At 64.4% G+C, this 11473-nt stretch carries 6 protein-coding genes and 1 pseudogene; 2 read left to right on the top strand and 5 right to left on the bottom strand.

Going from position 1 to position 11473, the window contains the following annotated elements; all coding sequences use genetic code 11:
- Positions 1 to 148 precede the first annotated feature (148 nt).
- Together VNW74_RS27875 and VNW74_RS27870 are read right to left on the bottom strand one after the other, a co-directional pair.
- Positions 149 to 1552 (bottom strand): 2-polyprenyl-6-methoxyphenol hydroxylase-like oxidoreductase, encoded by a 1404-nt coding sequence (locus tag VNW74_RS27875; RefSeq protein ID WP_325682896.1) that lies wholly within the window; start codon positions 1550 to 1552, stop codon positions 149 to 151.
- Positions 1553 to 1584: 32 nt separating this feature from the next.
- Positions 1585 to 4797, bottom strand: coding sequence for an adenylate/guanylate cyclase domain-containing protein (locus tag VNW74_RS27870; RefSeq protein WP_325682894.1), 3213 nt, complete (start codon positions 4795 to 4797; stop codon positions 1585 to 1587).
- A 311-nt stretch (positions 4798 to 5108) separates the two neighbouring features.
- Between VNW74_RS27870 and VNW74_RS27865 the strand changes: the two genes are divergently transcribed.
- Together VNW74_RS27865 and VNW74_RS27860 are read left to right on the top strand one after the other, a co-directional pair.
- Complete coding sequence (locus VNW74_RS27865) at positions 5109 to 7553, top strand: peroxidase family protein (protein ID WP_325682892.1); 2445 nt, start codon at positions 5109 to 5111, stop codon at positions 7551 to 7553.
- The gene (locus VNW74_RS27860) at positions 7528 to 9117 is read left to right on the top strand and encodes a hypothetical protein (protein ID WP_325682890.1); all 1590 of its coding nucleotides are present in this window, start codon (positions 7528 to 7530) and stop codon (positions 9115 to 9117) included. Before VNW74_RS27865 ends, VNW74_RS27860 begins: the two co-directional genes overlap by 26 nt.
- Positions 9118 to 9424: 307 nt before the next feature.
- Here the strand turns inward: VNW74_RS27860 and VNW74_RS27855 are convergent, their stop codons facing one another.
- From VNW74_RS27855 to VNW74_RS27845, 3 genes and pseudogenes are all read right to left on the bottom strand, one after another.
- Positions 9425 to 10012 carry a GNAT family protein gene (locus tag VNW74_RS27855; protein ID WP_325682888.1) on the bottom strand — a complete coding sequence of 196 codons (588 nt, stop codon included), beginning with the start codon at positions 10010 to 10012 and terminating at the stop codon, positions 9425 to 9427.
- Positions 10009 to 11226 (bottom strand): winged helix-turn-helix domain-containing protein, encoded by a 1218-nt coding sequence (locus tag VNW74_RS27850; RefSeq protein WP_325682886.1) that lies wholly within the window; start codon positions 11224 to 11226, stop codon positions 10009 to 10011. The genes VNW74_RS27855 and VNW74_RS27850 overlap by 4 nt, the downstream gene beginning before the upstream one ends.
- 21 nt (positions 11227 to 11247) lie before the next feature.
- Positions 11248 to 11473: pseudogene (locus VNW74_RS27845) on the bottom strand (cell division protein DivIVA); the annotation flags it as partial.

Below are 11473 nucleotides of genomic sequence, written 5' to 3'. Positions count from 1 at the left end.
CCGACCAGGTCGACACCGCGGCCACGAGGTTCCTCGATCAACATGTGCGGCTTTACTTCTCAAACGCGTCACCGAGCACGGCTTCCTGCGGTACCAACCCCGCGGGGCGCCGATATGGGCCGGAACGGCCCGCAAAGGAGGCGGGCAATCAAGCCCTAGCGGGCTCGGTTGGCGACTTCGGCCGCGGAAATTGCCCATCGCCTCGCCGGCGGCGCAAGTTGACGACGGCCACTCGGTAGACGAACACGGGGTGGAGCAGGCGAAGTGGGGAGTAGATGAGACCGTTGACTTTGAAGAAGCGCACGGCGACAACGAGATCGGACTCGCACGCGGTCAGCGCCCAGTCCAGAAGCCGCGTGGTAACGCCCATCCACCTCGACCGTCGCCCTGCCACCTCGGGGAAGGTTAGATCAGAACACGCTGCCATCTGCCAGGCCACGCCAATCGGTTTCGCCGACGCGCGAAAGTACCGCCGGGGCAGATGGGTGCCGCCATCACGCAGACACTTCCGCAGCGTGGCAGCCTCCAGCGCCGCCACAGTCATCCCTTGCCCGTAGATGGGGTTGAAGCTGCAGATTGCGTCGCCGCACACCAGCAGACCATCGGGTAGTTGGAGCATCTTGTCGTAGCGGCGCCACTGGCTGGACGGCATGTGGTGATGTGCCACCTCGCCAATGGGTTCAGCGGCCCGTATCGCCGCAATTAGGTGGGCGGGGCAGTACTCGCGGGCGAATGACAGCATGCCGGCCAGGTCGCGAGGCGGCTGGTGCCCCACCATCCCGAAGACCGTGAACATCCACGTGTCGTTCTCATAGCCGGTCAGAAACATTCCGGTTGGCCTGTCTGGCGCGGGGCCGATGTCGACCAGCATCTGCTTCAGCGTGCCCGGGGGGATTCGCAGCAGTTGGCTTACGTAGTTCGTGTGCATGACGATGTGGTCCTCGATCGGTCGGCCGTACCCGAGGCTCTCCAGAAAAGCCGGCGTGTGCGCACCGCGGCCCATCGCGTCCATGACGACATCGGCCCTCAACTCCCGTTCGGCACCGCCGTCGCGGTTAACCACCCGTACTCCGGTGACGCGACCGCGATCCGGTGTCGACGTCAACTCGCTCACATCGTGGCCACTGAGAATCGTCACGTTGCTCATCGCCTCTAGGCGCCGCCGGACATGGCATTCCAGAAACGGCCTGCTCGGCATGTAGACCGCCAGTGCCTTGGGCTCCCTCGCTATCTGGCCCGACCGGAGTATCTCGTGGCCGCCGAAAGACAAGTGCAGGTCGGACAGCTCTCCGTCGTCCCAAACGGGAGCACCGTCGGCTACGAGTTCGTTGAGAAAGCCGGGGAACAGCTCATCCAAGATCTGCGCGCCGCGGGCCAGCAGAACATGAACATGCCGACCCTGCGGTACCCCTCGTCGGACAGCGGGGTCATCCGGTAATACATCCCGCTCGACAACAGTGACGGTTCCAAAGAACTCGGCCAGGACCCTCGCCGCAAGCAGGCCACCCATGCTCGCCCCGAGAACGACCGCGCGCTCACCCAGTCCTGCCATGGCGGAACTCCTGTGCGGAAGTCGAACGCTCGTCACTGGACGGCCGAGTCATGTTGGGGCGCAATCACAGTCGCATCTGAGGAGGCCATGTGAGCGTCGAAGCCGGCGGCTGCTGCCTTGGCACGGTGTTGTTCCAAGAAGTTTCGATAGCTGTTCTCGTCGCCGCGCGCGTGCGCAAGCAGCGCCCGCGAGCGCAACAGTGGGAGTTCGTGGAGCACGAAGCCGGGATCTGTCGGCACGGCGTCCAGCCGGTCAATTGCCGCCTGCGCATTTTGTTGGTCACCAAAAGATCCGCGTCCAACCAGCAGTTGCACCAAAACCTCGGTGGCCCTTCCGCGCCAGATCATGTCACCGCTTTCGTAGGCGCCGTCCACGACCTCCCGCATCATCTCGATGGCACCATCGAGATCACCGGCGCGGGCCTTCTGCATCGCAAACTCGGGGTCGACGATGATCAGCGGGCTCAGCGAGAACCGCTCCGCCACGGCCATATCACGGGCTTGGGTGAACAAGTCGAGGCCGGCCTCGCGTTGCGGGCCCTCGCGAGTAACCAGAACGAGACCTCGACAGAGACGGCCCATTCCAAGCACGAAGTCGTCGCTGGAACTCTCTGCGATGCGCAGCGCCACGGAGGTTTCGCGATTCGCGGTGTCATCGGCCGGCAGCGCCCCGAACGGAATGGAGGCAACGTATTTCCAGAGCAGGGCGAAGACATAACTCGTCGGGTCCAGCGGAGCGGCCATCGCGATCGACGTGGCGGCGTCGTCTAACCATCCTGGCATTCCCAGGCACATCTTGACGTGCCCGCGCATCGCGACCGCCGTGCTCAACGGTGAGCCGAAGATCAAGTCGCCCTTGGTCGGGTCGCCGTCGGCCAAGTCGATCAGTCGATTCGACAATCGCAGCGCCTCGATCATCTCGCCCGCTTGGCATTTGGCGTAGATCGCCGCGAACAGCAGCGCCACGGTCAGCGTCGGATCTCCGATCGATTCGAGCAGCTCGCTCTGCTCCGAAGCCACTCGGGCCGCCTCGCGGAAGCGGTTGTGAAAGGTCAACGCCATGATGAACCCGGTCATGCCGATCGCCAGCGACACTTTGTCGTCAGCAGAGGTGCACAGGTCTCGCAGCTCGTCGAATCCGGTGTCGGCGATGCTGCCACCGGTTCGCCAGAGGGTGCCGCAGAGCAGGTTGCGCGGCGCGATCTGCAACGACGTCCTATATGGGGTGTCGGCAGGTAGCCGGTCGGCGACCTGGCGTCCCCGTTGCCAATTGGTGCGGGCCGCCCGAATGTCGCGGAAGGCCGACCAGGCGCCGGCGCGCATGTGCCAATCGAACGCCGCGCGCAAATCCCCTGCAGCCTCGAGGTTTTCGGCGATCAGAGCGGCGTTCTCGTCGGCCGCCCCGGGATCCTGCTGTTCTATCGCGACGGCCAAGCGCTGGTGCAGCTCGGTGCGCCCGGCCTTCAGCTGGGATTCATACGCGACGGTTCGGATCAACGGGTGCCGGAACGCGTACTGAGCCCGCGGGGTGAACATCACCTGGTCGATCAACTCCACCTCGAGCAGCTCGGCGATCGCCTCCCCTACTCCAATGTCATTCAGCAAGGCGGCCACCAGTTCAGCCCTGAACCGCGCACCGACGACCGCGGCGGCATACAAAAAGTGCTTGGCCGGCCTACCGAGGCGGTCGACGCGCGCGGCGATGGTGGCCTGCAGCGTGCCCGGCACTTTGATATCGGCGGCGTCATCTCGGCAAAGGTAGGCGCCGTGATCGCCGTCGAGCACACCGCGTTGAGCCAGATCACGCACCATCTCCTCGGCGAAGAACGGGTTTCCGGCGGCCCGCTCGGCGATCCGCGCGGCCAGAGCACGCACGGACGGGTCGGTACCGAGCAGCTCGGTGGTCAACGCCGCGGTCTGCGCCGCGTTGAGCGGCGCCAGTGAGATGGTCTGTGCGCCCGGTGTCCGCGACAACGCGCCCCGGTATTCCGGGCGGTAGGTGAGCAGCACGAGCGAATGGCTTTGCGGCAGAACGGTGACGAACTCGGCGAGCATGGCCTCGCTGACATCGTCGATCCAGTGCAAGTCCTCGATCACATATTGTGCCGGTGTGCGCCGGGCCAGGGCGACGGCATTCAGCAGGGCGGCTAACCGGCGCCGACGGGCATCGGCGGTAATGGCGGGCGGCACGGCGTCGGGGTCGCCGATTCCGAGCAGGTCGTCCAGTAACAGCAGGTCCTCGGGGTTGGCGTCGGGGATGCGGTCCCGGACCTGCGCCCGGCCCGCCTGCTCGTCGAGGCCGCTGACCCCGAACACGGTGCGCATCAGTCGAGCTACTAGACGGAACGGGACATCGCGAGTATGGGATTCGCACGCGACGGTAAATACCTCGAACCCGCGGCCGGTAGCCAGCGTCACAGCCTCGCGCATGATGCGGCTCTTGCCGATACCGGGTGGCCCGACCACCCCGACCACACAGCCGGCACCGTTGAGCGCCTGATCGAGGATGCCGGCGACCGTGTTCATCTCCCAGGCGCGTCCGACCAAGGTCGGCTCGCGGCGGCCGATCCCCATCCGCTCAGCAGCAGCTCCCAGCAGCCGCCGCGCGGCCAACGGCTCCTCGGCGCCCTTGACAATCACGGACTCGGGCGCCCCCAGCACGGTAACGTGTTCGACCAGCCGTGCGGTGGATTCACTAAGCATCACCCCGCCGGGCGGGGCAACCGATTCCATCCGCTGTGCTAGCCCGACCTGCTCGCCGACCGCGGTGTACGCCCTTGCGTCAGAGCTGATTTCGCCGGCAATCACTTGTCCCGAGTTCAGCCCGACCCGCAGCTCCAGCGCGACGCCGTCGCGGCGCTGCACTTCGTCAGCCAGCTGCGCGATCCTCTCTTGGATGTCCAACGCCGCCAAACAGGCCCGAAAAGCGTGGTCCTCCAGCGCGACTGGCGCGCCGAAGAGCGCCATAATGCCATCGCCGGTGAACTTATCGACGGTGCCACCATAACGCCGAGTAATCGTTGCCGCGCAGCCGAAGACGTCGGCCATGATCTCGCGCAACCGCTCCGCCCCGAGCGTCGAGGCGATCGCCAGGGAATTCACCACATCGGCGAACAAGACCGTCACCTGCTTGAACTCCGGCTGTTCTCCGGCTTGTGGCGCGGGCGCCCCGCAGGAGTCGCAGAACCGGGCGCCGTGGCGAAGGTCAGTGCCGCATGCTCGGCACACTGCGCCTGCTGGCCCCATCCACCTCTCCCCCCGCTGATCACTGGTGCGAACCGCCTGATGCACCAACCTTAAGGCTCCCAGGCGCAGCAGAGGAGATTATCGACCGCCGGCGTTAGGGACGACGCCATGTGGAACCTGCGACACACGCGGGCAGCCAACGCTTTAAGTCGGCAACTTCCGGGTCACTGCCCTATTCTTTTCACCGAATGAAACGAGAAAGCGAATTGAGGATAAGCGAGCTTCCCACTGGTGAATAGCGGGTTTCATGCCCACGTTTACGTGCGTCGAGTAAATTTTTGTTCCTGGTTTTGCCATGCAAGGAGCTCCGTATGTCAGAAGAGAGGGCGCGGGAAGCCCTGACACAGCGCGAATACAAAAAAGCCCTGACTCTTCTCAAACCTCTCCTCGCCGGCCCGCAGTCCGACGGCACGCTGCACGCGTTGGCGGGCCTGGCCCACTTCAAGCTCGAGCAATACGGCGCGGCTGAGGAAGAATACGACAAGGCAGGTCAAGCCGGCGGTTCGGACAGCGAGCTCCGCGAGTGGCGGGAAATGAGCAACCTTGCGAAGGCGAACCACGCCGCCCAGATCTACACCGAGGTGCCCAAACCGCATTACTTCAAGGATGACGACGACCTGCTCAAGCCTCCTTCAGTGCGCGACGGTGAGCTGATCTGCCCGACGGACCGACCCCGACGGTACGGCTGGGTGCGACGACTGCGCCTGTTCTTGGGCGAGTCCCTGGGTGCACTGGGCACGGTGGTGATAAACGCCGCCACCCGCTGGGTGGGCTGGAAATACGACTACCGTGCCCGGGTCTGGACCAATTGGGACGGTCGCCGGTGGCTGTCGGGAGTTCTGACGCTGGCCTACATACGCGAGGTGCTGAACGCCCACAACCTGGTAAGCACCTACCCGGCCGGGGAGCTGGTCGCCTTCCAGACGCGGGGCCAGTCAGCTCCCCCCAGCGTCGAGAACTTCCGCACCGCCGACGGGAGCTGGAACAATCTGGACGATCCCAAAGAGGGCGCCGCCGGCACGCGCTTCCTGCGCAACGTCGACCTTTCCGCCGCCAAACCCGAGGCAGACGAGCGATTGAAGACGCCAAACGCGCGCACAATCAGCCGCGAGCTCCTCAGGCGGCCAGACGATGACAACGGCCAACCCAAGGTAGAAGTAGTCCCCTTCCTCAATCTGCTGGCCGCGTCGTGGATCCAATTCATGATTCATGACTGGGTCAGCCACAGCGATACCCAGTCTGACGACTTCATCAGCGTGGATCTGCCCGAGAAAGATCCCGCACGGGACCGCTACCTGCAGACTGAGTTGGCGATCGGCAAGACGCAGGTCGACCCGACGCTCGGCGGTCCGACGCGCGCGGCCGAAGAGCCCGCCGCTACGAGTTTCATCAACGAAGTCACCCACTGGTGGGACGGCTCACAGATCTACGGCAGCGACCAGGACACTCAGGACAGCCTGCGCAGCAATGACTTTGGCAAGATGCGATTGAATGCCGACGGCACTCTGCCGGTTGACTCCGGCACGCGCGTGGAGGAAGCCGGATTCCTGCGGAACTGGTGGGTCGGCCTCAGCATGCTGCACACCCTTTTCGTGCGTGAACACAACGCCATCTGCGACATGTTGCATGACGCGTACCCCCATTGGGATGATGACTGCCTGTTCAATGTCGCGCGGCTCATCAACGCCGCGTTGATGGCCAAGATCCACTCCGTCGAGTGGACCCCGGCCATTCTGCCCAACCAGACGCTCGAGACGGGGCTGAACTCGAACTGGTACGGCTTGCTGACCTTCCTGTTGCGTAAAGGCAAGGAGCGCAAGACAGTTGCCGAGGTGAACATCCGCAACCCCGAACTCGGCGGCATCGTCGGCAACCCAATCAACAGGCACGGCTGCGTGTACGGGCTGTCTGAGGAGTTTGTTGAAGTTTACCGACTGCACTCACTGTTACCCGAGACATTGCGGCTGCGACGGCCCGGCGAAGACAAAAGCGATCCTGTGCCGTTACCCGCGACGCGCCAGCACGGCTCAGCCTGCATGACGCAGGATTGCACGGACAAGAAATGCCCAGGCTTCTCCACCGGAGGCACGAAGAAATACGCGATGTCGGACCTCTTCTACTCGTTCGGCAACCAGCACCCGGGAGCGCTGGTGCTCAACAACTTTCCGCGCTTCATGCAGGAACTCAGCGTCCCGGGCAATACGTTCCTCGATATGGGCACGGTCGATATCGTCCGCGCGCGGGAACGCGGCGTACCGCGCTATAACGAGTTCCGCCGCCAATTAGGGCTGAGCCCGATTCGCAGCTTCGACGACGTCACCGACGACCCGGACGTCACCAAGAAGCTTGAGTCGGTCTACGGCAGCGGCCGCAAGGGCGTCGAGGACCTCGACCTGCTGATCGGTACGCTAGCCGAAGCCCAGCGGCCCAACGGATTCGGCTTCGGCGAGACGGTGTTTCAGATCTTCATCCTCAGTGCCAGCCGCCGGCTGCAGGCAGATCGATTCTACACCGACTGCTACAACGAGGACGTCTACACCCCGGAAGGCCTGCGCTGGATCGACCAGACCGACCTCAAGACCGTGATTCTGCGCCACTATCCTGAGCTTGCTGATACCGGCCTCGCCAACATCAAGAACGCGTTCGAGCCTTGGGACGACGGTCCCGAGCTGAGGCCCGAGCAGCATCCGCTGCGCGCGTGGGACAGCGAAACGCAACCTGACCCTTGGCGTGGCGGCACGCACCGCCGTGGGTAAGCACTGTTGGCAGCCCAGAATGCTGATGTGGTTTCTGCGGCGCGCGTTTTGGGATTTCCTTGCCTTTGTGAAATTCCGGGCCGCGAAGCCGGACGACATCAAGTTGCCACCGACCGAACGGTGGTACATCGAACCGAAGCCGATGATCACAGCAATCCCCCAGATACCGCTGCGCAATGTGAAGGTGTGCACACGCGCCGACATCCCCCGGGATGAACGATCTTTACGAAATACGATATTCTTCGCCGTCCAGGTCTGGCTCTACACCACCCGGCTGTCCCCGATGCAGCCGGGCCTGCCATCAATCCACGAAGACCCGCATGTGGCGTTGAAGCGGGCTTACAGCGGGCTACGTTGTGACCTATTTGATCCACCCGACATGCCGGCCGAGTATTTGGGCAGTCCAGATCTCGGCTCACTGGCAGTGCGCGGACCGTTCGCCTGCTACACAAAGCAGGTAGAAAACAGCACCGACTGGGAGTGGGATCTGCTGTCGCTCAGGGACTACGAGCACCACGACGACCTCATCAACATCGGCTCGCGGGTGTTATTCCGCCTGGATAAGCGGCGACGTGCACTGGAGGCCTATCGCATCGAATGCGAACTGGGCAAGATCACGCCAAAAGATCCACTCTGGGACCGGGCCTGCAAAATCGCATTGTGCGCCGCCTCGACCCACCTTTCCCTTGTGCGCCACTTCAACTGGGTGCACTTGGCAGGCGGTGCACAGTTGGCTATCGCGACACGCAATTGCCTGTCGGCCGATCACCCGCTGTGCAGACTGCTATGGCCTTACATCTACGGGACCCAACAGAGCAACGACATGGTCACTCGCGGACAGATGGTCCCCGGTGGCGATTTCGAGACGACCTTCAGCCTCAGCTTCAAAGGCATGTGCGATTTGTTCGACGACTCCTACCTGCAGTATCACGACATCGTCAACGATCCTGAACGGGACGGCAATTCGCGCGGGGTGTGCGGTGCCGGCTTCGACACACCGACGCAGGACAACTTAGAGGCGCTGTTCGATACCATGCTTCAATTCGCGCTCAACTATGTGAAGATTTACTACTCATCGAGTGCCACCGGCGCCGGCAGCGTGCGCAGCGACCAACAGGTGATGGCCTGGCTCGAGGAACTCGACAAACGCGTCCCTCACGGAGTGGGCGTGACTCCCGCAAATGTCACTCGGGGCACGTTGGCGCGACTGCTGGCGAATCAGCTGTACCTGGTGACCGTGCAACACGAGATCCTCGGCAGCTTCATGTGGAACTATCAGCTCTGGACGCACCGCCAGCCGCCGCGAATATACAAAAACTATAAAGATCGCCCACGTGAACCGCTGGATGTCTACCAGCGGCTGGTCAACGCGAACTACATCCTGAATGTGCGCCGACGCGCACTGATGTATGACTTCAGTTACTTCGGGCTCGACCCGCTCGCCAAGGCGGCCATGTTCGAGTTCCAGAAAGATCTCGCCACGCTGCAGGCCAAGATGGATAGCCAACCGCGCGCGATATGGCTGGTCTACCCAAGCGCATTAAACGTCAACATCAACGCGTAAGTCACCGGCGCGCGACGGCCTTCCGCAGCGGGCCCACCAGATCGCCTCGTTCGCCAACCGTCACGCCGCCCAATCCCAGCCACCCGCCAACCGGACGAATTTTCGACCCAATCCTAGAGACCGGTGGGGCCGACCCCGCGCGTTGACGCAAATCCGGTCGAGGGCACTGGTTCCTCGATCAGCATGTGGGGCTTTACTTTCCGAACGCCGTCACCGAACAGGTCTTCGCATGGCGTCTGCTCAGCGGCGTTAACGGTTAACGAGGACGGGAGGCCCTGGCGACCCGTTAACACCGCATTCGCGGGCTCTAGGCGCCCTGAGCCGGTCCGTCTGGCTGCCCGGTCAGCGGCTCGCCACGGCGCAGCGAGCCAATCCAACCGTCGCGCCGCTCGCCGCGCTGTTCCAGCAGACCACGCACCGTCCCCTCCATGCGGAACCCGCACCGGCCGGCGACCCGTCGCGACGCCGAGTTGCCCACTTGCGCCCGCCAATACACCACCTCGATGCCCGGCAGCCCGAAACCCCAAGCCAATACCAGCCGTAGCGCGCGGGTCATCACACCCTTGCCCCGCGCCCACGGGACGAGCCCGAAGCCCACTTCGGCACCACCGATGCCGTCGAACCGCAAATCCACGGTTCCGGCGAAGCGTCCGTCGTACGCGATCGCGAACCTCGCCACGTTGGCCCGCCAGCCCTCAGCGACCCGATTCACAAACTCCTGTGCGTCTGACGCGTGGTATGGCACCGGGACCGTCGTCCAGCGCTGGAACTCCGGGTCGCGGCACTGCGCAACGATGTCGTCCACATCGCCGGAAATCGGAAGCCGCAACACCAGGTCCGGCCCGTCGGTCAGCTCGGGAGCAGGCGGCAGCTGCACGCGTTTGCCCGATGTCATGCCGAGCGCAATTCGCCGGCCAAATCGCCGCGGTCGCCGACGGTGACGCCACCCAATCCCAGCCACGACGCCATCGTCGCAAGCTCCGATGTCAGCGCTGCGGCCACCCGCGACGGCGAGCGACCCGGCTCGACGAACGCCCCCACGACGTGTAGGGCATCCGCGGCACGGTCGGCCTTGAGGTCGACCCGCCCGACCAGTTCTCCGTCCAGCAGAAACGGCCAGACGTAGTAACCGTATTGGCGCTTGTTGGCGGGCGTGTAGATCTCGATGCGGTAGTGGAATTCGAAAAGCCGCTCCACCCGCGGACGGAAAAAGATCAGTGGGTCGAACGGGCACAACAGCGCCGTGCCGCGATCGCGCCGCGGAATCACCTGCCCCGCAGGCAAATACGCCGGCGCCGACCAACCGTCGACATCGACGGGCTCCAGCTCGCCGTCGGCCACCAGTTTGGCGATCGCCGGCTTGGCCTGTCCCGCGGCCAGCCGGAAGTAGTCGCGGAGGTCGGCCTCGGTGCCCACGCCCAGTGCGGTGGCCGCCCGCAGTGCGAGCTCGCGGACGGCGTCGTCCTCGTCGACCTCCCGCGCCAGCACATCGGGTGGCAGCACCCGCTCGGTCAGGTCGTAGTGCCGCGCGAACCCGACCCGGGTCGCCGTGGTGAGCACTCCGGCGGCGAACAGCGCCTCGGCGACCCACTTGGTGTCGCTGCGGCTCCCCCACCAGGCTCCCCTCGGACCGCGGGGCTCGGCGGCCAGCTGCGCCTCGATTTGCCCCGCGGTACTCGGACCGAGTTCGGTGACGGCGGCGACGATCTTGTCGGCGAGCTGCGGGTTGGCCTTCACGATGTGGGTGCCCCACCGGCCGTGCCGGTATTGACGCATCCGCCAGCGCAGCAACGGCCAGTCGTCGACGGCCATCAGCGCGGCCTCGTGCGCCCAATACTCCACCAGCAGCCGCGGCGAGCGGGCGGAGTGATCCCAGGCCGCACGGTCCAGAACAGCCCGGTCATAGTCACCGAGCCGGCTGAACACCGGTGCGTAATGGGCACGCACCGCGACCGATACCGAGTCGAGCTGCAGCACCTGGATGCGCGAGATCAGCCGTCGCAGGTGCGCACGAGTGACCACGCCGGCGGGCCGCGGCTCGCTAAATCCTTGGGCTGCAACGGCTATCCGCCGGGCCTGCGCGGCGGTCAGCCTAACGGGCCCGGTCACAGCGCCGAGAACACCGCGAGCTCAGCCAGCGTTGACTGTCTCCTCCGACGGCGCTTCTGCACTCGCCTCCGTTGCATTCTTGACTTCATGGTAAGCGGACTCGAGGGTGGCCGGAACCGATTCCAGGTCGCGGTACACGCCCATCAGTTGCTCAAGGATCTCGATTCGCTGCCGACCCGCCTCGTCCACCGCCTGCCGGGCCTGCTCACGATAGTGATCAGCCTCCAGCTTCGCGTCGGCGAGAAGC

It is taken from the genome of Mycobacterium sp., assembly GCF_035570115.1.
Taxonomy (GTDB): domain Bacteria; phylum Actinomycetota; class Actinomycetes; order Mycobacteriales; family Mycobacteriaceae; genus Mycobacterium.
Note: the sequence above shows the minus strand (reverse complement) of the source record. Positions and strands in the feature narration are given on the sequence as shown.